The sequence below is a fragment of the Mesorhizobium sp. GW821-FHT07A06 genome, assembly GCF_059419085.1.
Window position 1 is genome coordinate 205350 of sequence record NZ_JBWKRC010000010.1, and the last position, 20093, is coordinate 225442.

Sequence of the window (20093 nt, forward strand, 5' to 3'; positions counted from 1 at the left end):
ACGAAAATCACCCCTCAAACAGGGTCCTCATTCCATGAAAAATCACAATCTGGCGCTAGTTATTCGTCAGGCTTAGCCTTGTGTTCCCTCGGGTGCCGAGGCGAAGGCCTAGTTTCACGGTGTATCCAGCCGAATCCGGCGTTCGTGCCGCTCGCACACGAAATCTCGCGACGGCACGCAAGGTAAGTCGAATTCTTTGCCGGTGGGGTCATAGCCCTCTGGAATCAGCGGCCGGCCACGGTTTGCAGTGTGGCGCACCTTGCGCCGAGTCCCAATGCCACCAACCAAGCCAGATGCCGGCAGTTGCCGCATTTGTCACCCTCGTTCATTCCCACCTTCGTTTTGGTGTTCGGATTGTAGTTCTCTCTGTGATTTTTTGGGCGATACCGCGCTACGACAGGTGGCATTATGTCGGCAGACGCTGCGGCGCCCTCTAACATGTCCCGCCAAAGCCCTTGCTTTTCGAGGGAAGTCAAGGCCTGCACGGGAGGCGAGCTGAGCCGCGCAGTATCCCTTCGGTGAGTCTTCCGATTACCCACATCGTCGGCTTGATCCAATGGAGATGCCGAAGACGATGTCATGCAGCCGGGTCATGCCGCGCCAGACGACCATATTGCCGGGTGGCGGATCATGGTTGCGCGCGAGATAGCCGCCAAGCATGGCGATTTGCAGCAGGTAAGCGGCGAGCGTGGGTCGTTGGAGGCGCGGTCGCGTGCGGGACGCCTCGATCCGGTCGAGCGCAGTGATCTCGGCGAAGGTGAGAACGATGTCGGGCGCGGCGTCTGGCTTGGCGCGCGCCGACATAGTGATGAAGAATATGCGCCAGCTGACCACCGCGATGAGGGCGAGGAACTTCGCCAGCCTCTCGGCGGTCTCGAGCCTCGCCTCCTCGGCACGGCAGCCGGACTTCATGACCTTGTGGAACACCTCCGCCTTCCAGCGCAGGGCGTACCAGCCGAGTTTCTCGACCGCCGCGGAAAGATCTTCGACCGGCAAGTTGGTCACCAGCTTCCAGTCGATCGGCTCGCGACCGGACGGCGGATTTTCTTCGAGGGCGTGGATGTAAGTCAGAACCTGCGGACTGTAGCGCTTCTGCTTGCCCACCGGCGGCAAGGTATTGATGGCGGCGAACTTCACCTGCAGCCAGGTCGTCTCGTCCTGATCGACCGTAATGCGATGACGTCCCGCCCAAGGCGTCGCCGCAAGTTGGGAAAAGACGCGATGAGCAGGATCGTGTGGGGCAGCATCGGCAGGCCGCTCGGCCAGCCTGTTCGTCTGCACCCGCACGAGGAAGCGGGTACCAAGGTCCTGCGCGGTGCAATAGAGCTCGTAGATGTCGCTCTCCCGGTCACCCACATGCACGCAGCGTTCGGGCGCGCCAACGAGCGCGATGGACTGGCGCAGGTTCTCCAGCCAGCGATAGCTCTCCTTCGTCTCGATCGGTACGCGCGTGGGATTGATGTGCCGCTTGAGCGCGAGGGTTCCCTTGAACTTCGTTCGTGTCCAGAACTTCGCCGCCGTCAGACCGAGGGGAGTGCCGGTTAGGGTGACGGCCAGGCTTGAATGCATCAGCACCCCGCACAAGGTCAGCACGTTGGGCTGCCCGGCCTTGTAGCGCCCGGCGTTGATGGTTTTTTTTGCCCGGCTGCGCGCGGCTGTAGATAAATTCGGTCGTGTCCTGCAGGATAAGGATCGGACCTTCGACCGCCGCAACGCGCGCCGCGGTCGCAGCGAAATGGCCAGCGAGAACGCTGTGTTCGGTCACACGCGGGTTGTCAAAGAAGCGGTAGGCGGCCTTCGCCGCCGCCCAGTCGCCGCAGGCCGCCGGGATTGGCTTGCCCGGCGCAGCTGACATCTGATCCAGCAACCGTCGCAGCCGACGGGCCAGACGCTTATCGGGAAGGGCTGCAGCAGAAAGCTCTTCCTCCTGCCAAGCGGCTTCGCTGTTGCTGGTCTTGTCTCGCATCGGTGACGCCTCCGTGATTCGGCGTCACGGACAGAATCACGGCAGATTCATACGGGGCAATAGGCCCGCCGACGATGTGGGTAATCGGAAGTCGGTGAGTGCCGCCTTGTAGGCTGAGGGCGAACGTCAGAAGTCCTTCTGTAATGGGCCCTCGTTCGTCAAGTCCCCCTCTGAACGATATCTCATCGCCAGGATCATGCTTCTGTCCGTGGTCAGCGCGAAGGCCGCCACACCATGCCATCAGATCCAGAGCTGACAGGTCAATCTAGGAAGCGTGATTTGCCGAAGCATTCACAGCACTACACACGACCTTGCCAAGCCCTCGTCCCGGCGACGGGACCTCAGGAGAGCGCTGCCGTTTCGGCTCGCTCCGAACGCTCTATCTCCTATGCCATCGCTGCGGCCTTGCTCCAGCGGAAGTCGGTCGCATCCACCCACATGCGATGGAGCACGACGCCCAACTTGCGGGCAAGGGCCACCTTGGCGCGCTTCATGCCCCGACGTTTCGCCACGTCGAGCGCCCAGTGCTTCAGGCCCGAGAAGCGGGTCGCCCGCGTCAGCATGATGTGCGCCGCTTCAAAGAGCGCTGTTCGCACCATGGCGTCGCCGACCTTGCTGACACCACCGTCCCGATCGGTCTCACCGGACTGATATTTTTTGGGCGTAAGCCCGAAGTAGGCTCCGACCGTACTGGATTTTCCAAATCGCATCGGGTCGTCCACCGCCGAGCGATAGGTGAGCGCAAGGCCCCGACCCCAGGTGTGCTCATCAATCTGCGGCAAACCTTGTCAGCGCGCGCGATCTTCAGCATCTCGCGATGGAGCTTAGTGAACTCGCACCACAACGCCGTCCGCGCCGCTAGCATCGCACCAATCACCGTCTCCAAAGTGACGTGCCCTGCTGTCAGCTCCCGGATGCGCGCCTCAAACTTTCCACGACTGACTTCTCCGACCTTTAACCCATAGCCGCGCAAGATCCCGCGGATGCTCAGTTCAACGTCGAGAAGCTTGCCTTGCAGAAGCTTGCGTCCAACAAGAAGGGCTCGGCTATCCTTGCAAGTCACCGATTTGGCATGAACCGGGCGGTACCATCCCATCCGCAGCAGTTGAGCGATCCCGCGCGCATCTTTCCGGTCGGTCTTCACCGGCATCGCCGAGAGCGCCGCCTTCACGTGTCGCGTCTCGAGCAAAACCGCATCGCGTCCGGCGGCCACAAGCCCGGCATGCAGCCATTGCGACAATGGCCCGGCCTCGAGCCCAATGCGGCCGACGGACAATTCCAGTTCCTCGAAATAGCGGACCAGTGCCTCGGGCTCGCTGGCGATCTTGACCTCGCGCACGATCATTCCGGTCGCGTCCACAACGCACACGCTGCTCTCTTCCAGAGAGACATCGATTCCCACATAGTGTTCCATGGCTGTTCCTCTCATGATGCTTGGAGCCGATCGCTCGGACTCCGTTTCAACACCATCATTCTGAGGGACAGCCACCCAACCTGGCTATGCTCGCGAAGGCCGGCCCATTACGGCATCTAGGGATAATCCTAGGAGTAGTTCTATGACGATGCCGGGTGGAGGTGATCACGTCGATCGAAAGACGTCGACGCTGGCCGCGCGAGGAGAAGGAGCGCCTGGTCGCGGCGTCGCTTGAGCCTGGCGTGTCGGTGTCGGAGGTCGCGCGATCGGCAGGCATTCACGTCAGCCAGTTGTTCCGATGGCGCAAAGAGCTGTGCGATCCGGTCGATGCCGGTTCATCGCAGTTAGTCCCGGTCGAGATCGTTCCTGCTGTTGTGCCCTCTGCCGTTGAGGTGCCGGCGCCATCAGCGTCTCCCGGTCGACGTCGCCGCAAGAGCGGCATCATCGAGATCGAGCTTGGCAGCGGACGCCGCGTCCGCGTCGACCGCGATGTGGATGCCGAGGCGCTGCGTCGCGTTCTGGACGCGCTTGGATCCCGATGATCCCGGTTCCGAACGGCGTGCGGGTGTGGCTGGCAACCGGCCACACCGACATGAGAAAGGGCTTTCCAGGCCTTGCGCTGGTGGTGCAGGAGACGTTGAAGCGCGATCCGCACAGCGGTCACCTGTTCGTCTTCCGCGGTACCTGATCAAGGTTCTGTGGCACGACGGCCAGGGCGCCTGCGTATTCCGATGAAGCCGGCCACTGATTCCGATTTGAAGCCGGCCAGTCATTCCGATTTCATTCCGGCCGGCGTTCCGATTTGAAGGCGGCCATTTCTCGGACTGATCCTGGGTCTGGTTGATGTTTGGATCGGGTTTTGTTTGAGGTCAAGCTTCGGTGTTTTCGGGTGCGCTTGGCGGGCGCTGTTTTCGCATGCTTTCACCGGTGAGATCGATGCGATAGGCGTTGTGAACGAGGCGGTCCAAGATGGCATCGGCAAGCGTCGGATTTGCAATAATCTCCCACCAGCGATCCACGGGCGCCTGACTTGTGACGATGGTTGAGCGTCTTTCGTAGCGATCTTCAATGATCTCGAGGAGATCACGCCGCTGGTCATCGTTGAGTTTTTCCGGTCCCCAATCATCCAGAATAAGCAGATCGGTCTTGGCGAGGGATTTGAGGATCCTGCCGTATCGCCCGTCACCTCTTGCAAGTGCGAGCGTGGCGAACAGCCGGGGAACTCGGTGGTATGTGACGGAGAAATCCTCTCGGCAGGCCTTGTGGCCGAGCGCGCAGGCAAGCCAGCTTTTGCCGACGCCGGCTGGCCCGGTGACAAGAAGACCGTGATGCTTTCTGATCCAGTCGCAGCTGGCAAGCGCCATGAACAGATTGCGGTCGAGACCGCGTGCAGCACGAAAGTCGGCATTCTCGATCTGCGCGTCATGACGAAGTTTCGCAGCTCTGGCGCGGGCCTCGAAACGCTTCTGGCGGCGCATGGTCGCCTCGCGTTCGAGCAGCATGGCAAGCCATTCGCCGTGCTCGAGGCCGCGCGCTTCGGACTGTGCGTCGAGTTCCTGGAAAGCGGTTGCCATGCCGTAAAGGCCGAGCTCTCGCAGCATGTCGATGGTGGGATTGATCAGCATGGGTGTGTCTCCTCAATGAAAGTAATCAGGGCCACGCAGATTGGCGTGATCGACGATGGCGGTTGGTTCGGTGGAATGGCGTGCGGCTTTGTGGTTAGCGATGAGCGATGCAATGCTCTTGCAGTTCAGGCCACCGATCTCGACGGCGCGGGCTGATACGGCTTCAGCCCGATTGCGCTCGATGTCGCGAAACAGGCGCAGGATGCCCAGGCATGTTCGGAAGCCCTGTTCGGGGTGCGGACGGCTGGCGAGAATTGCGATGACCAGACCTTCGGTCTGCGGCCCGATCGACGTGGCCCAACGCCGAAAGCGCTCCGGTGTCCATTCGGCATAGCGCCGGTGGGAACTGGGCATGTGATCCGGATCGGTTCCATGGCGAGGACCTCCATAGCGGCGCTGATGCACCGCGACGCGCTTGCCGCGGTGGAAGATCTCGATGGTGCGCGCCGTTGCTCTCAGATCGACCTGCTGGCGAATGAGGCTGTGCGGCACGGAATAAAAGAAGGTCTTGAACTCGACGTGGTAATCCGTCGAGACGCGCGCCAAACGCCATTCGGCAAACTCGTAGTCTTCGCTCGGAAGGCTTGCGAGTGCGGCACGCTCGACACTCTCGAACAGTTGCCGGCGACTGACGCCCAGCCGGCGCATGACGTGGTTATCGATGCGATCGAGTGCCTGACGAATGGCCGCATTGGCTTCTGCCAGCGAGAAGAAGGTCTGATTGCGCATCCGCCCCAGAATGCATGATTGGGCGAAGCGGACGCCGTTCTCGACTTTGGATTTGTCCTTCGGTCGCCGCGGCCGTGCCGGCAGGACACCGACGCCATAGTGGGATGCCATCATGCCGTAGCTGCGGTTGATCTCGGGATCGTAGAAGCTGGCGCGGCTGACGCCCGACTTCAGATTGTCGGGAACGATCAGCCGGGGAACGCCTCCGAAGAAACGAAACATCCGGACATGCGAGCCGATCCAGTCGGGGAGCGTTTGCGTCCAAGTCGCCTCCGCATAGGTGAAGCTGGATGCGCCGAGCACCGCCACGAAGATCTCTGCCTCGCGGATCTCACCGGTCTTGCGATCAACAATCGGGATCTTCTTGCCGGAATAGTCGACGAAGACCTTGTCGCCGGCCGCATGCTCCTGGCGCATCGTCGGTGAAAGCCGCTGCTCGAAACCGCGAAAGAGTTCACAAAAGCGACTGTAGCCGTAACCGTCGGGATGCGACCCACGATACTCCTCCCACAGGATGAGCAAGGTGACGCCGGGCTTCTTGAGCTCGACGGTAAGATCGGCCCAGTTTGGTTCTGTGCGTCTTCTCGTGCCCTGTTTGACGCCGTTGCGAGTGAAGAGTTTGTTCTCGAGCGCATCGTCTGTCAGTTCGCCCGGCAACGGCCAGCTCAATCCAACCGCCGCTGCGCGCTGCAGATTATCCTGCACCGTACTGCGCGCTATTCCCAACACGACGGCAATCTCGCGGGAGCTCGTCCCGCTTCCGGCAAGCCGCAGCATTTGTCGTAACTGTCTCATGGTCAGCCTTCTCTTTGCCGGCATCAAAATCTCCCCGTTCATCGCGGGGCATTGATGCCAAAGTTGCTGACCCAGGAGGTAATGTTCAGTGCCGAAAACGGGCCGACTTTTGATTGGAATGGTGGCCGGCTTCAAATCGGAATGGTGGCCGGTCTTTGATCGGAATGGCGGCCGGCTTCACGTCGGAATCCGCAGCGCCTGCCTATTCTCGAAGAAGCTCGAGCGCGGCCGCTTCATTTGGCCGTCGCCGGCCGACGGCGTGATCACCATCACGCCGGCGCAACTCGGCTATCTGCTTGAAGGCATCGACTGGCGTATGCCGCAAAAGGCCTGGCGGCCGACGGCGACAGGTTGAGATTTTGGCCTTGCACAAAGTGGGGGATGTGATTCCATCGCCCGGTGTCCGCTGCTGAATCGCTCCCGTCCGCGCGGCGGCTGTCAGTTCCGGGACTGAGGCGCTGATTGCGCGACTGAGGCTGGAGATCGAGAAGCTCAGGCGGGAGCTCTATGGCAGCCGCTCGGAACGCAAGGCCCGTCTGCTCGAGCAAATGGAGCTTCAGCTTGAGGATCTGGAGGCCGACGCAACCGAGGACGAATTCGCTGCCGAGGCGGCGAGAGCTCAAACACAAACGGTTCGTTCGTTCGAGCGCCGCCGCCCGGCGCGCAAGCCATTCTCCGAACATTTGCCGCGCGAGCGCGTCGTAATCGCCGCACCCGAGAGCTGCCCTTGCTGCGGCTCGGTCAGGCTGTCGAAGCTGGGCGAAGACGTTACCGAGACGCTTGAGGTGATCCCGCGCCAGTGGAAGGTCATCCAGACGGTACGGGAGAAGTTCTCGTGCCGGCAGTGCGAGACGATCACCCAGCCGCCGGCACCCTTCCATGTGACACCGCGCGGCTCTGCCGGTCCGAACCTGCTTGCCATGGTGCTGTTCGAGAAGTTCGGCCAACACCAGCCGCTGAACCAGCAGAGCGAACGTTATGGCCGCGAAGGCGTCGATCTGAGCCTGTCGACGCTGGCCGATCAGGTCGGCGCGTGCGCGGCGGCGCTGCGTCCGCTGCATGGGCTGATCGAGGAGCATGTGCTCTCGGCAGAGCGTCTTCACGGCGACGACACCACGGTGCCGATCCTGGCGAAGGGCAAGACCGATACCGGCCGGGCCTGGGTCTATGTCCGCGACGAACGGCCCTTCGGCAGCACGGCGCCACCGGCGGTGCTGTTTTACGCTTCCCGCGACCGGTCGGGCAAACATCCGGAACGCCATCTGAGTCAGTTCACCGGCACTCTTCAGGCCGACGCCTATGCCGGCTACATGGGCTGTACCTCCCGGACCGGAAGCCCGGACCGGTGACGGAGGCGCTGTGCTGGAGCCATGCGCGGCGCAAGTTCTTCGTGCTGGCCGACATCGCCGCCAATACCCGTCGGGGAAAGAACGCGCCGCCGATCTCGCCGATTGCTTTCGAGGCTGTCAAACGCATCGATCTCCTGTTCGACATCGAACGCGATATCAGCGGGCTTGCCGCCGAACTGCGCCTTGCCGTGAGGGCCGAAAGGAGCTCGCCGCTCATCGCTGAACTCGAAGCATTGCCGTCACGTGCACCTGCTGCTCAAGCTTGACGCCTTCGAGGCCACCTACCTGACCGATGAAGCTTTCTATGCAGACGACCATATCTTCCTCGAAGTGTGCGTCGTAACCCCATTCCTCCCAATCTGCCTTGCAAACAACGGTCGGAAATTCATCGACGAATCCTACTCCGTGGATCATCATGGTGTAGCGATGAGGCACGTACTCATCGGGAACCGCCCAACAAATCTCGGAGAATTCCTGAAACGACAAGCCGGGCTTTATGATTTCGATGTTCGTCAGGATTCGTTCCTGCGCAATTTCATAAAGTTGGCCTGCGGTTAGAGGCTTTCTTTCCCGGGCAAACAAAACTGCGGGAGATATCCGCCAGATAACCAAACGGTCCCACCATATCTGTATCAAAGCCTATCAAATCTCAGCCTTGATTGTTCGGCCAGAGCTTTCCTGGAACCAGGGATTCGTTCGTTCCCCGGATGCCAAAAGCGATCTGGAAGATCGGCTACTACGACCTGAGCCGCCGTTGCCATTCCCCCGACCCGTCGGACCAAAACGTCACGTCGCGGGTGATGACGATCATGCGGGCTGACGAGTGCTGAGGCGCACTCGCTGCCACAATCATCCGCAGAACGACTAGCCGGAACGCCAGCTCGGCGCCCGTGGTTGGTGCTCCAACGAAATAATCGTCGGTTGAGCGGATGACGGGCCGCTATCGTCAGCGGCCTGCCCAGAGCGAACGTTCGGCTTTCGGAGTGTCAGCCGGCTTAGATAGGGCCGTTTCGCCTACGTCGAAGTTCACCACGCGTGAAACTTACTGCGGCAATGCGGCCTTGTTCGTTTCGGGAATCCGGTCGCCGCCCCGGACTTCTATTTGATTCTCAGCGCATCCTTGAGGAAAACACAAGGCGCCTCGAACTCGGCTGCCGCTTGCGGTCCGTGGAAGCGAGAGCGCAAATAGCCATGGATCATGCCCGGGGCCTTGCGCAATACCGAGCGGTTGCCCGCGTCGTTGAGGCGCTTTGCGTACTGGATGCTGTCATCCGCCAAGCAGTCAATCTCGGCGTAATGGACATGAGCCGGCGGAAGATCCGACAAATCAGCAGCTTTAAGGGGTGCAGCATAGGGGTTGTCGGTCGGTTGTTTCCCGCCAAGGTAACTTTCCCACGAATCCTCAACGGAAGCCGTCGTGATGGGCGCATCGGCGAATTTTTTAAACGAATCTGCAGTGATGTCATCGGTCAACGTTGCATAGTTTAGCGCCTGGCCGAGTATCTTCGGCCCACCCCGATCGCGGGCCATAAGGCAAACGACGGCCGCCAGGTTTCCACCCGCGCTGTCACCCCAGACGGCCAGCCGCGTTCCATCGATCCCAATCTCTTCACCTCTCTCCGACAAGTATTTTACTGCGGCATAGCAATCTTCTGCCGCAGCCGGGAAACGATGTTCCGGGGAAAGGCGATAGTCGACGCTAACCACGACGACGCCCATTTGGTCAGCAATCCCCCACGCGATCGTGTCGCCGCTGTCAAGACTGCCTTTCTTGAACGCGCCTCCGTGGAAATAAAGAACCGCCGGCGACAATGCCTTCGCGGCTGCGGGCCTGTAGACCCGGACCGCAATCTTCCCGTCTCTGCCGGCGCCGGGACAATCGATCTTCTTGTCGTGCACCTGCATATCCGATGGTCGGTCTCTCCAAAGCGCCGCCCCGTATGCATTCCAGCCCTGGCGCAACTTTTCCGGGTCAGTCGTGTCCGGGATTGCCGCCTTGGCGCTCAACAATGGCTCCATGTCCGGGTGAACTTTTACGCCACAAATTTCCATGTAGGCACCTCTGTAAAAACGGCTGAAAGAAATGTATTATCCGACGGTAGATTTGAGCTCTTCGAGATCTTTGTATCGATCACCGATGCGATGGTGTGGTCGTCCTCCGTTCGAGGCGCCGAGCGCGATGACAAGTTCGTCGGGACCGGGAGCGTCCGGTATCTGGAAGTGCACCGTAAGGTAATGTGACCGACGGCCTTCGTCCCTCTTGTCCATAAGCGGAATGGTAATTGCAGTCCCGGGACCGCCGCGCAGATTTGTGAAGGCGAGGTAGGTTGTGGCGTCCACCGCTCGCCGATAGTGGTTGCCGAAATGGAGTGTGTGAATGAGCGCCGAGGCATGCTCGATTTCTCCCGCAGTGCCGCAGATCGCCGCTTTGCCATACGCCTCAACGTTTTCAATGCCACCGATCGCTAGGCCAATCTGCTCAGTCAGAGCAGCGCCCAGCACCGGCGCGAAGGCTCGGATCTCGGGCGATAAATCGTCCGTGAAGCCACGGCCATGCCAGGGATTGGCGATGACGGCAGCGACGCCGCAAAGCAGCAGCGGACGCGGCGCAGTCTTCCCACCTTCAATAAAGGTGAGGTCGCTGTAGGTGACGATTTTGCGTATGGAAGGCTGCATGCGGACTCCAAGCCTCAACAGGTGGTAATTTTGGTTGGTTATTCAGACCTTGGTGTTGATCCAGATGGTCACCGACTTCGTGAATTCCTTCACCGCGTCGACGCCGCCTTCGCGGCCTTTGCCGCTATCGCCGAAACCGCCGATCGGGCCCATGGGAGCACCCATTCGGTAGCAGTTTACGAACTGGATCCCGGCACGCAGGCTGCCGGTCAGCCGGTGGACGCGGCCGACGTCTCGAGTGAACACACCCGCCGCTAAGCCGAAGCGCGTGTCGTTCGCCAGGCGCAGCGCCTCGCCTTCGTCGTCGAAGGGCAGTACGGCAAGCACCGGGCCAAACAGTTCGGTTTGCGCCAGTTCGTCCGAGTTGGACGGCAATTCGATAACAGTCGGCGAAAAGAACCAACCGGCGCGCTCTGCGAGCCGGTTGCCACCGGTGATCAGGCGTCCGCCGCGCTGCAAGGCAGCGGCCACAGCCCTCTCAATGCGAAGAAGTTGCTGCTCTGTAGCGAGCGGCCCGAGTTCGGCCTCCGGATCGAGCGGATCCCCCACCCGCAATTCTTCAGCGGCCTTGCCGATCCGCCGGATGAATTCGGGATAGATCGAGCGGTGGACGAGCGCTCTCGAAGCAGCGACGCAGCTCTGGCCAGCGGAACCTAGAAAAACGCCGCTGGTGATGCTGGCGACCGCGTTGTCGAGGTCGGCGTCTTCGAAGACCAAAGCCGGTGATTTGCCGCCCAGTTCGAGCGTGACTTCGGCGAGATTTTTTGCCGAATTGCGAACGATATGACGTGCGGTCTCTGGGCCTCCAGTAAACGCTATCTTCGTCACCAGTGGATGCGAAGTAAGCGCCCGGCCGCAAGGCTCTCCTGAACCGGTTACCAAATTTACAACGCCCTGGGGTATGTCGATGGCCTGCGTGACGCAACGCAAGAATTCAATCACCGGTGCCGCGCAAATTTCCGATGGCTTGATCACCAACGTATTACCCGCGGCAAGCGCCGGCCCGAGCTTCAGCGAGAGCAGCCAAAGGGGATTGTTCCAGGGTACGATGGCCGCAACAACACCGACCGGTACCCTTCTCGTCATGGCTACAATGCCGGGATGCGGGGGCACGAACGTATCACCGGTGATCTTGTCCGCCAATTCGCCGAAAAAGCGCAAATAGTCAGCACAGACCTGCACGAAGCGTCGTGTCTCGGAAATCACCTTGCCACAATCAATCGATTCGACCTCGGCAAGGGTGGTCGCGTTTTCGGCTACGACATCGGCGATCCGGCAAACCAGCTTGCCTCGCTCCTTGGGCGACATGGCCGGCCAGGCTCCGTAGGAGAACGCCCTGTGGGCGGCCTTCACCGCCTCGTCGACGTCCTCCTCGGCGCATTCGGGAATCGAATACCAAGGTTCGGCGGTCGCCGGATTGAATGAAACGATGCGGGGCCGCTGCGGTAGGTCGTGCCACTTGCCGTCGATGAACACCGGATAGCTGCGCATCGAGGTCGATACGTGCTGTGTGTCTTCTCTTATCTTGTCCATGGCATGCAGAATCCTAATACTAAGGCCTATTGCCTTGTCTTTTCCTGGTTGCCCGGGGCGACAGCAGCGACGTTCTCGATCAAATGTTGAGCCGAAGACGTACCGGGGATCGGCAGCATCACAGGTGATCGAGCCAGCAACCAGTTGATCGTTTCCTGGACAGGGCTTCGACGCTTGCCCGTTGCGTTCCCGGCGCTGGCGACCCGGCCCTGCGCCGCCTTGCCATCCTGGAGTGGGCTATAGGGCATGAATACGATTCCGCGATGCTCACATTCTGCGAGGATCGGCTCGGAGCTCAGGTCTTCGCGATTGAACCGGTTTTGAACTGAGGCGATCTGGGTCATGCCACAAGCCGCGACTAACTGCGCATGGTCAACGTTGGACACGCCGATCCTCTGGATCTTTCCCTGCGCCTGTAGGTCGATCAAGGCACCAATTGACTCCGCAAACGGAACGGCGGGATCGACAGCGTGCAGCTGATAGAGAGGATGTCGGTCGAGCTTGAGACGCCTCAGGCTTGCTTCGCACGCGGCCGCAAGGTGGGCCGGCCGGCCGTCTACTGTCCACCGGTCAGGACCGGGACGCTGATAGCCGCCCTTTGTGGTGATCACCAGTTCGTTGGGATAAGGGAACAGGGCTTCTGCGATGAGTTCCTCGGCAATCTCTGGACCGTAGGAATCAGCCGTGTCTATCAGTTGGATGCCGATTTCGACCGCCGTGCGCAGCACCCGCACCGCCTCGGTTCGACTTACAGGCGATCCCCAGATGCCAGGGCCCGTCAGGCGCATCGTGCCCAGCCCCAAGCGGCAAACGGCGCGGCCATCACCCAAAGTCACGAAGCCGGCGCCATGCGCCGCCAAAGCTATGTTGCTATTTTTCTGCATCATCCATTCCCGATGGGAAACACGTGCAGGTCGCTGGGTGCCAGCGTCATGGTAACCTCGGCGCCCGGCTCAAATTTCTCAAATGCGCCGCTGGAGTTAGTCCGCGATGATAATCGGTGGCCCGAACCGGTCTCGACCTCATAGTGGATGACGTCGCCGAGATAGGTGGCATCGGCAATTCTGCCGCGGATCGAGTTCTCCCCTTCGCCAGCAGTGGCACGTGACAGGGCGAGGCGCTCGGGTCTCACCATGACGCGCACGCCAGAGCCATTCTTCATCGTAGCCGTCGCGCGGTCAGAGACGAACGTCCTGCCTCCCGGGATCCGGATGGCAACGCGGCCGGATTCGGTCCCCGCCACTTCGCCATTGAGGAAATTCGAACTACCTATGAACCCCGCGACGAATTCTGAACCCGGGGATTCATACAGCTCTTCCCCAGCCCCAACTTGAACGATGCCGCCCCGGTCAAAGACGGCGATGCGATCGCTGAGGCGCAGCGCTTCCTCCTGATCGTGAGTTACGTAGACAATCGTCACATCGAGCTCATGGTGCAATTGGCGCAACTCGATTTGGATCTCCTCGCGCAGCTTCTTGTCGAGAGCGCTGAGCGGCTCGTCCATAAGAAGGATGCGAGGCTGGTAGACTAGTGCGCGGGCGAGTGCGACGCGTTGCTGCTGACCTCCGGATAGGTCGGCCGGACGGCGCGAGGCCAGGTCGCTGAGACGAACCATCGCCAAGGCTCGGCTAACGGCAGCCCGCGCGTCAATCTTGTTCATGCCGCGTACCGACAGCGGGAAAGCGACGTTCTCGGCCACGCTCATATGCGGGAAAAGCGTATAGCGTTGGAAAACCATTCCAATGTTACGCCTGTGAGGCGCAACGGAGGTGAGCGGCCGCCCCTCGACGAAGATTTCGCCTTCAGTCTGTTCCGTGAATCCGGCCAATATTGACAGCGTCGTGGTCTTGCCTGACCCGCTTGGCCCCAGGAAAGTAATAAATTCTCCACGCTCTATAGTGAGCGAAACTTTATGTATGGCGACAACGCTGCCATAGTGTTTGCTGAGCCTGTCGATGTGGACGTAATCCGCGTGCGCAGTCATCAAGCTCGGTCCTTCTGAAGCAACGCCATCGTGACAATGATCACTAGAGTGATCCCGATCAGGACCGTGGAAACGGCGGCAACGACCGGTGACAGATCTTGGTGGAGCGACGTCCAGATCATCACTGGAAGCGTCTTGAGCTCGGGGCTCGCTAAGAAAATGCTCATGACCACTTCATCCCAAGAAATCAGGAACGAGAATACCGCGCCCGCAAGCAATCCGGACCGGATGGACGGGATGGTCACCCGACGGATGGCTGTGAACGGAGTCGCGCCACAGATGATCGCCGCTCTCTCGATCGAATCATCGAAGCTTCGTAGCGAGTTGGTAATGCATATCACTGAGAACGGCAGGGCCAGTATAAGATGCCCGATCACGAAGCCGGCGAACGTGCCGTTGAGGCCGACGCGAAGGAATACGATGTAAAGGGACACTGCAGTGATGACTACGGGAACGATCATCGGCGTGATAAAAAGCGAGCTGAACACCGCGCGGCCGCGGAACGTTCCGCGCACCAGAGCGAGTGAAGCGAGAAGCCCCAGTGCCACCGACAGCACCGTCACCACCACTGCGATCCGAGCGCTGGTGACAAACGCATGCAGCCAGCGCGGGTCGGCGAGGAACTCCTCGTACCACCGCGTCGTCCAGGCCGGAGGCGGGAATTGCATCCACTGAGATGAACCGAAAGATAGGGCCGCTATTGCGACCATCGGAAGCGCCAGGAACAGCACTGTGACTATCCCGATCAAGTACAGGATGTAGCGTCCCCATCCCATTTGACTCAATGTGAGCAGCATGGGTTACCTCATCGCCTTGAGGCCGAAATACCGCAGGAAAATGGCATAGAGAACAAGCGTGATTGCTAGCAGCACAAAGGCAGCGGCGCTGCCCATGCCCCAGTTGAGCAGTGACAACATTTGCTCGGCAACCATTTCTGCCAACATCATGTTCGAGGTGCTGCCCAGCAAGGCGGGTGTCACGTAGTAGCCGAGCGACATGACGAACACCATCAGCCCTGCCGCTCCGATCCCCGGCAGCGACAGAGGCAGCAGGACACGGAAAAATACTTGCGACGGACGCGCGCCACAGATCGAGGCGGCCTGCATGATAGCGGGCTCGATCGACGACAGCGTGGCATGTATGGGCAACACCACGAACGGCAGCATTATGTAGGTCATGCCGATCGTGACGCCCACCAAGTTATTCATAAGCGGCAGCGGCGAGTCGATTATTCCAAGATACATCAGCCCGCGATTGATCACGCCCGTGCTCTGCAGCAGCACCATCCAGGCGTAGGTGCGAGCTAGCAGGTTCGTCCACATCGACAATAGAATTATGGACAGCAGCCACTTCTTCGCGCCGCGCGGCAGGATGGTTAGCAGCCACGCCACCGGATAGCCGATCACCATGGTGACCGCGACCACAAGCCCCGAAACGACGAAGGTGTTGCGCAGGATGCGATAAAAAGTGCTGTCTTGAAGGATCTCCTTGTAGTTGCCCATTCCAAACTCTGGCGTGCTAATGCTAATCCAGAGGAGAAGGGACAGCGGCAGCACGAAGAACAGGCCAAGCAGGATCGCCGCAGGAAGGGCGGTGATCCAGCTGTTCTGAAGTCCGCGTACCGACAATCTAGCATATCCTCTAGGCTTCGCTCGCCGGACCTTGGATGGCACGATATCTGCTGCGCTCATCCGGTTATAGCTCCTGCGACGCCCAGCGTGTAGGCTCGGTCGATAGGAGGGACACCTGTCCGCCAGCTTCGTCATGCACGTAGATGCCGAAACGCCCTTGCTTGCGCTCAGCAAAGTATCTCTGCAGGGCAATGCGCGTGTCGGCGCGATCAATCTGGTCCCAAGGCATATCCTGCTCGGCGAAAAGACCGATGCCCGGGCTAAGCGAGAGGGCGTTGTCGGCAAGCTCGCCGCGGTAAATAAGATGGGTTTGGCGCCGGTCCGACGTACGGTAGACCGAGTAGAGGAACGACAGTTCCACCTTGCCGCCATAGGGCGCGTAGCTGAGATTGACGGACTCGGCATGGCTCAGCGCCTCGGTCGTGGCTTGGAACCCCAATCCCCATCTGCCGGCAGAGCGAAATAGCACCACCTTGCCCTCCACCTCGACGATGGCGGCGACGCGCGTTTGCTCGCTGAGGCGCTGCATTTCCCTTTCCATCAGAGCGAAGGAAATGAAGTTGCCTTGGACGTAGGCCAACGGACGCATTTGCGGTTGGCGTTCGAAGGCCTCGACATGGCCTACGAGTATGATGTGATCGCCCATCTCAAGGACCTCATGGCGCGAGCAGTCGAGCCACGCCGCGGCCTCGGTGAGAATCGGCGAGCCCGTCGTGCGCCCGGTCCATTCGATGCCGAGGAACCTGTTATCCATGCGGCTCGCAAACCGCGTGGCAACGTCATTCTGCGCGTCAGCCAGTATATTGATGGCGAAGCCACTGGCGTCTCGGAAAGAGGCGCAGTTCGACGAACTATTCGCGATGCAGACCAACACGAGCGGCGGATCCAGCGAGACTGACGTGAAGGAGTTCGCCGTCATGCCACGCGGGTTTCCTGATTTGTCGATCGTTGTCACCACGGTCACGCCGGTGACGAATGTCCCGAGCGTGCGCTTCAGTTCTACCACGTCCCACCTGGGCGGGGCGTCAAACAGCGTGATCGAGTTGGTTTTCATCACGTTTGATCCCCCACAGTAATGCTATGCGGTCTGCCACGCATACCAGCGCTTGCTGATTTCCGGCAGTTCCTTGGCCCAGTAGTTGAAGTCTGGTGCGATCTGGCTGGACTGATGCTGGAAAGGCATGTGAGGCAGCATTGCCGGGTCAAGCAGTGAGTTGGCTTCGGGATTGATCGGCGAGTAGGCGGTGAGGTTGGCGAAATCCGCCTGCGGCTTGGCGGCCGATGCGAAGGCCAGGAACCGCATCGCGGCTTCTTTGTTCTTAGACCCCTTCGGCACAACAAGCATGTCCACGCCAGGTGTCGCCTGCGCCCAGACCATCTCGACCATATCGGCGCCTTCCTTCATCATGCTGTAGAGGCGCCCGTTCCAAAACATACCCATGGCTGCTTCGCCGGACGCAATCAACTGTTGGGATTGGGCCCCGGAACTCCACCACAGGATGTCTTTCTTGATGGTATCGAGCTTGGCGAACGCGCGATCAAAATCGAGCGGATACAGTTTGTCAGCGGGAATGCCGTCAGCCAGCAGCGCAATCTCGAAGGCCGCGGTGTTAACCCATTTATAGAAGGTCCTCTTGCCGGGGAACATCTTAGTGTCGAATAGATCGGCCCAGCCCAGCGGCTTGTGGTCACCGACCGCCGCCTTGTTGTAGCCAAGGACATAGGACGAGGAAAAACTGCCGACACCATAGTCAAAGCTGAATCGGGGATCGAGTTTGTCTCGCGGCACGACGGTGTAGTCGATCGGCTCGAGAAGACCTTCCGCCGCGAGCTGGTAAGCTGCGGTCGCCTGCACGTCGACGACGTCCCAAGTGACGTTGCCGCTCTCAACCATGGCGCGTAGTTTGCCATAATCAGTCGGCCCGTCCTGAATAACGGCAAGTCCGCTCGCTTTTACAAACGGATCGGTCCAGGCGGAGGTCTGCGCATCTTGGGTGCTACCTCCCCAACTGACGAATGTCAGGCCGCCTTTGGCAGCCGCTTTGCGCGTGCTGACGACAATCGCAAGAGCTGAGGCAAGCGGCAGGGCCGCCGTGCCTGCGCCCACGCTGAAGAAAAAATCTCGACGGTTCATGTTGTACCTCTGAAATCTCCCGTTGGGACGCCCGAGGCTAAGCCGATTGCCATGCGTACCAGCGCTCACTAATCTCATCGATGTGATCGGACCAATAATCGAGCCCAAGTGGCACCTCTTCGCCGGCATGCGTGAACGGCATGAAAGGAAGAATTTCCGGCTTCAGCAGCGGGATTGCCGCCTTATTGGTCGGAGCGTAGGCCGATAGGTTCGAGAAGGCGGCCTGACCCTCTGCACTCGCCGCAGTGGCGAGAAATTTCATAGCGGCTTCCTTGTTGGGCGCGCCTTTTGGCACAACGAGGATGTCGGGACCCGGAATGTTCTGCTTCCAGGAGACGACGATCGAGTCCATCCCCTGCTTTTGCATGACATAGATGCGTCCGTTCCAGAACATGCCGATCGGTGCTTCTCCGGACGCGATAAGCTGCTGCGACTGAGCTCCGGAGCCCCACCAGATGATATTGGCCTTGATTGTATCGAGCTTCGCGAAAGCGCGGTCGAGATTGAGCGGATACAGATCAGCTGGGGGAACGCCATCGGCAAGCAGTGCCATCTCCAAGGCGCCGATCCCTGCCCACTTATATACGGCGCGTTTTCCCGGAAATTTTTTCAGGTCGAACAAGTCGGCCCAGCTGGTCAGTTCGCCTTTGACGAAGTCCTTATTGTAGGCAAGCACATAGGAAGACATGAAGCTTCCGACGCCATGATCAAACGAGAGCCGAGGATCGAGGTCGCCCCGCTTCACGACGGAGAAGTCGATCGGCTCGAGAAGGCCGAGCTTGGCGAATTTGTAGGCGTAGTAGCCTTCGACATCGACCACGTCCCACATGACATTGCCGCTCTCGATCATGGCCTTCAGCTTGCCGTAGTCCGTCGGGCCATCCTGAACCACGGATACGTTGCTGGCGGCTGTGAAGGGCTTGGCCCAGGCCTCAGTCTGAGCGTCTTGGGTACTGCCGCCCCAACTTACGAAAGTCACTTTGTCATTTGCAGCAAGGGCCCCAGACCACGGCGCCATGCCCGCGGCAATGGCCACGCCGGCGCTGGCCTCTAGAAAGTGTCTGCGATTGATCATTTGAGGTTCCCCTTGTCTTGTTTGTTTAGAATTCTGCGAACTGTTACCGATTGGCTTTCCATTGCGGTGAGAACGACGTCGGCCTGAGAATCCGACACTCCATTTCCTCAATGAGGATCTGGATCTTGGGGGCAAATGCGATCCATTCAGGATCCTGAGCCAGGGATGCCCGCTTGCGATCGCGATCATCAAAGCTCTCGAATGCCCAGATATGAATGATCTGATTGAGTGGTCCGACGTCGCTTGTGAAGTAGCCGACCAGATTCTGCAGATGGCGCTTCTGAATGACTATCCCCTCGTCGCCAACATGCTTGAGGTAGGCCGCGGTAGCGCCGACCTTTAAACGGTAAGTGCGATGCTCGATGATCATGCCGTCTCAGCTACCGCCTGATGGGCGCGGGCAAATGCTGGCATGACTTCGCGGCCGAATAGTTCGAGCGACCGCTTCTGCTCAGCGTAGGGCAGGCCAAATCCGGCGTAGTAACAGAAGTTGTCGACGCCGAGGGCCTCCTCAACTTCTCGACCACTTCGTCCGGCTTCCCGAAGGCCAGGTTCTCGCGGAGGCTCGCATCGGAAAACTCGCCGCTATGCTGTAGGTTGAAGATGTTGATGTTTTCTGGGAAGCCGTTCTTGACGCCGCCGGCGTTGCGGAAAAGATTTTCGAACAGGCCGTTGCGCTTGATAACTGCGTCCACCGCGACGCGCCAGCCATCGTCTTTTTCGTAGACATGTGCATGGCGCATAGCCATGAAACGCGGCTTGCGCGGCTGCGGACTCATCGCGAGCGCATCATCGTAGCGCTGGCGATAGCTTTCGAGTTCGCTGAATGGGCGCGTAATTGGCCAGCAATGGATGTTAAGTCCGTTTGCGATCGCCCAGTTGTACGTTCCTGGGTCGCGCGCCGCAATCCAGATCGGAATTTCACTCTGTTTCGGCTTCGGAGTAGCCGTGGCTTCCGGGAACGACCAGTACTTACCACTATGGCTGGTGTCGCCCTTCCAGAGCGCCTTCATCACCGGAACTAACTCCTGCATGTAGGCAACGCCCTGCTGCTGTGGAATGCCGCCGGCCATACGGTCGAACTCATATTGGTACGCGCCCCGGCGGCGCTGTCACGTTGTTTGTAGCAATACAGCCTGAAGCGCCGGGAGCAGATATCAGGCGAGCGTTCCGGTTACGGCT

At 59.9% G+C, this 20093-nt stretch carries 19 protein-coding genes and 4 pseudogenes; 5 read left to right on the forward strand and 18 right to left on the reverse strand.

Annotated features, from left to right (window positions below; translation table 11 throughout):
• Nucleotides 1-531 precede the first annotated feature (531 nt).
• From AC07SZ_RS26985 to AC07SZ_RS26995, 3 genes and pseudogenes are all read right to left on the reverse strand, one after another.
• Nucleotides 532-1593: an IS4 family transposase gene (locus AC07SZ_RS26985; RefSeq protein WP_494916595.1), complete on the reverse strand. Its 1062-nt coding sequence runs from the start codon at nucleotides 1591-1593 to the stop codon at nucleotides 532-534.
• Between the two features lie 229 nt (nucleotides 1594-1822).
• Nucleotides 1823-1966, reverse strand: a pseudogene (locus AC07SZ_RS26990) (IS4/Tn5 family transposase DNA-binding protein); the annotation flags it as partial.
• Nucleotides 1967-2352: 386 nt separating this feature from the next.
• Nucleotides 2353-3380: pseudogene (locus tag AC07SZ_RS26995) on the reverse strand (IS110 family RNA-guided transposase).
• 155 nt (nucleotides 3381-3535) lie between these two features.
• Between AC07SZ_RS26995 and tnpA the strand changes: the two are divergent.
• Complete coding sequence (gene tnpA, locus AC07SZ_RS27000; protein WP_494916597.1) at nucleotides 3536-3922, forward strand: IS66-like element accessory protein TnpA; 387 nt, start codon at nucleotides 3536-3538, stop codon at nucleotides 3920-3922.
• The gene (tnpB, locus tag AC07SZ_RS27005) at nucleotides 3919-4068 is read left to right on the forward strand and encodes an IS66 family insertion sequence element accessory protein TnpB (protein WP_494916598.1); all 150 of its coding nucleotides are present in this window, start codon (nucleotides 3919-3921) and stop codon (nucleotides 4066-4068) included. Before tnpA ends, tnpB (AC07SZ_RS27005) begins: the two co-directional genes overlap by 4 nt.
• Nucleotides 4069-4249: 181 nt before the next feature.
• Here the strand turns inward: tnpB (AC07SZ_RS27005) and istB are convergent, their stop codons facing one another.
• Complete coding sequence (gene istB, locus AC07SZ_RS27010; RefSeq protein WP_494916599.1) at nucleotides 4250-5005, reverse strand: IS21-like element helper ATPase IstB; 756 nt, start codon at nucleotides 5003-5005, stop codon at nucleotides 4250-4252.
• Nucleotides 5006-5017: 12 nt separating this feature from the next.
• Nucleotides 5018-6529 (reverse strand): IS21 family transposase, encoded by a 1512-nt coding sequence (istA, locus tag AC07SZ_RS27015; RefSeq protein ID WP_494916629.1) that lies wholly within the window; start codon nucleotides 6527-6529, stop codon nucleotides 5018-5020.
• 88 nt (nucleotides 6530-6617) lie between these two features.
• Here istA and tnpB (AC07SZ_RS27020) point away from each other — a divergent pair, with 88 nt between their 5' ends.
• On the forward strand, nucleotides 6618-6884 hold the full coding sequence (tnpB, locus tag AC07SZ_RS27020; RefSeq protein WP_494916600.1) for an IS66 family insertion sequence element accessory protein TnpB: 267 nt from the start codon (nucleotides 6618-6620) through the stop codon (nucleotides 6882-6884).
• Between the two features lie 70 nt (nucleotides 6885-6954).
• A pseudogene (gene tnpC, locus AC07SZ_RS27025) lies at nucleotides 6955-8111 on the forward strand (IS66 family transposase); the annotation flags it as partial.
• Here tnpC and AC07SZ_RS27030 read toward each other — a convergent pair.
• Nucleotides 8092-8514, reverse strand: a complete 423-nt coding sequence (locus AC07SZ_RS27030; RefSeq protein WP_494916602.1) for a M24 family metallopeptidase — start codon at nucleotides 8512-8514, stop codon at nucleotides 8092-8094. The pseudogene tnpC and the gene AC07SZ_RS27030 sit on opposite strands and share 20 nt — an antisense overlap.
• Nucleotides 8515-8585: 71 nt before the next feature.
• On the opposite strand from AC07SZ_RS27030, the gene AC07SZ_RS27035 reads away from it, so the two are divergent.
• Nucleotides 8586-8708, forward strand: a complete 123-nt coding sequence (locus AC07SZ_RS27035) for a DUF3768 domain-containing protein (RefSeq protein ID WP_494916604.1) — start codon at nucleotides 8586-8588, stop codon at nucleotides 8706-8708.
• A gap of 268 nt (nucleotides 8709-8976) precedes the next feature.
• Here the strand turns inward: AC07SZ_RS27035 and AC07SZ_RS27040 are convergent, their stop codons facing one another.
• The 12 genes and pseudogenes from AC07SZ_RS27040 to AC07SZ_RS27095 form a co-directional block, all read right to left on the reverse strand.
• Nucleotides 8977-9885: an alpha/beta hydrolase gene (locus AC07SZ_RS27040; RefSeq protein ID WP_494916606.1), complete on the reverse strand. Its 909-nt coding sequence runs from the start codon at nucleotides 9883-9885 to the stop codon at nucleotides 8977-8979.
• Between the two features lie 81 nt (nucleotides 9886-9966).
• Nucleotides 9967-10554 (reverse strand): amino acid synthesis family protein, encoded by a 588-nt coding sequence (locus AC07SZ_RS27045; RefSeq protein WP_494916607.1) that lies wholly within the window; start codon nucleotides 10552-10554, stop codon nucleotides 9967-9969.
• 42 nt (nucleotides 10555-10596) lie between these two features.
• Nucleotides 10597-12087 carry an aldehyde dehydrogenase gene (locus AC07SZ_RS27050; protein WP_494916609.1) on the reverse strand — a complete coding sequence of 497 codons (1491 nt, stop codon included), beginning with the start codon at nucleotides 12085-12087 and terminating at the stop codon, nucleotides 10597-10599.
• Nucleotides 12088-12113: 26 nt separating this feature from the next.
• Nucleotides 12114-12971 (reverse strand): aldo/keto reductase, encoded by an 858-nt coding sequence (locus AC07SZ_RS27055; RefSeq protein WP_494916610.1) that lies wholly within the window; start codon nucleotides 12969-12971, stop codon nucleotides 12114-12116.
• Entirely contained in the window at nucleotides 12971-14071 is a 1101-nt protein-coding gene (locus AC07SZ_RS27060) for an ABC transporter ATP-binding protein (protein ID WP_494916611.1), read from the reverse strand. The genes AC07SZ_RS27055 and AC07SZ_RS27060 overlap by 1 nt, the downstream gene beginning before the upstream one ends.
• Complete coding sequence (locus AC07SZ_RS27065; protein WP_494916612.1) at nucleotides 14071-14868, reverse strand: ABC transporter permease; 798 nt, start codon at nucleotides 14866-14868, stop codon at nucleotides 14071-14073. The genes AC07SZ_RS27060 and AC07SZ_RS27065 overlap by 1 nt, the downstream gene beginning before the upstream one ends.
• Nucleotides 14869-14871: 3 nt before the next feature.
• On the reverse strand, nucleotides 14872-15744 hold the full coding sequence (locus AC07SZ_RS27070; RefSeq protein ID WP_494916630.1) for an ABC transporter permease: 873 nt from the start codon (nucleotides 15742-15744) through the stop codon (nucleotides 14872-14874).
• A gap of 22 nt (nucleotides 15745-15766) precedes the next feature.
• Nucleotides 15767-16756: a flavin reductase gene (locus AC07SZ_RS27075; RefSeq protein ID WP_494916614.1), complete on the reverse strand. Its 990-nt coding sequence runs from the start codon at nucleotides 16754-16756 to the stop codon at nucleotides 15767-15769.
• A gap of 24 nt (nucleotides 16757-16780) precedes the next feature.
• On the reverse strand, nucleotides 16781-17836 hold the full coding sequence (locus AC07SZ_RS27080) for an ABC transporter substrate-binding protein (protein ID WP_494916615.1): 1056 nt from the start codon (nucleotides 17834-17836) through the stop codon (nucleotides 16781-16783).
• 37 nt (nucleotides 17837-17873) lie between these two features.
• Nucleotides 17874-18911 carry an ABC transporter substrate-binding protein gene (locus AC07SZ_RS27085; protein ID WP_494916616.1) on the reverse strand — a complete coding sequence of 346 codons (1038 nt, stop codon included), beginning with the start codon at nucleotides 18909-18911 and terminating at the stop codon, nucleotides 17874-17876.
• Nucleotides 18912-18954: 43 nt separating this feature from the next.
• Nucleotides 18955-19281 carry an NIPSNAP family protein gene (locus AC07SZ_RS27090; protein WP_494916617.1) on the reverse strand — a complete coding sequence of 109 codons (327 nt, stop codon included), beginning with the start codon at nucleotides 19279-19281 and terminating at the stop codon, nucleotides 18955-18957.
• Nucleotides 19282-19291: 10 nt separating this feature from the next.
• Nucleotides 19292-19999 (reverse strand): annotated as a pseudogene (locus tag AC07SZ_RS27095) (LLM class flavin-dependent oxidoreductase); the annotation flags it as partial.
• Nucleotides 20000-20093 lie beyond the last annotated feature (94 nt).

Bases quoted from the DNA above. Each gene is read 5' to 3' on its own strand.
- tnpB (WP_494916598.1), top strand. From the start codon at position 3,919: ATGATCCCGGTTCCGAACGGCGTGCGGGTGTGGCTGGCAACCGGCCAC.
- istB (WP_494916599.1), bottom strand. From the start codon at position 5,005: ATGCTGATCAATCCCACCATCGACATGCTGCGAGAGCTCGGCCTTTAC.
- istA (WP_494916629.1), bottom strand. From the start codon at position 6,529: ATGAGACAGTTACGACAAATGCTGCGGCTTGCCGGAAGCGGGACGAGC.
- AC07SZ_RS27035 (WP_494916604.1), top strand. From the start codon at position 8,586: ATGCCAAAAGCGATCTGGAAGATCGGCTACTACGACCTGAGCCGCCGT.
- AC07SZ_RS27045 (WP_494916607.1), bottom strand. From the start codon at position 10,554: ATGCAGCCTTCCATACGCAAAATCGTCACCTACAGCGACCTCACCTTT.
- AC07SZ_RS27050 (WP_494916609.1), bottom strand. From the start codon at position 12,087: ATGGACAAGATAAGAGAAGACACACAGCACGTATCGACCTCGATGCGC.
- AC07SZ_RS27055 (WP_494916610.1), bottom strand. From the start codon at position 12,971: ATGCAGAAAAATAGCAACATAGCTTTGGCGGCGCATGGCGCCGGCTTC.
- AC07SZ_RS27060 (WP_494916611.1), bottom strand. From the start codon at position 14,071: ATGACTGCGCACGCGGATTACGTCCACATCGACAGGCTCAGCAAACAC.
- AC07SZ_RS27065 (WP_494916612.1), bottom strand. From the start codon at position 14,868: ATGCTGCTCACATTGAGTCAAATGGGATGGGGACGCTACATCCTGTAC.
- AC07SZ_RS27075 (WP_494916614.1), bottom strand. From the start codon at position 16,756: ATGAAAACCAACTCGATCACGCTGTTTGACGCCCCGCCCAGGTGGGAC.
- AC07SZ_RS27080 (WP_494916615.1), bottom strand. From the start codon at position 17,836: ATGAACCGTCGAGATTTTTTCTTCAGCGTGGGCGCAGGCACGGCGGCC.
- AC07SZ_RS27085 (WP_494916616.1), bottom strand. From the start codon at position 18,911: ATGATCAATCGCAGACACTTTCTAGAGGCCAGCGCCGGCGTGGCCATT.
- AC07SZ_RS27090 (WP_494916617.1), bottom strand. From the start codon at position 19,281: ATGATCATCGAGCATCGCACTTACCGTTTAAAGGTCGGCGCTACCGCG.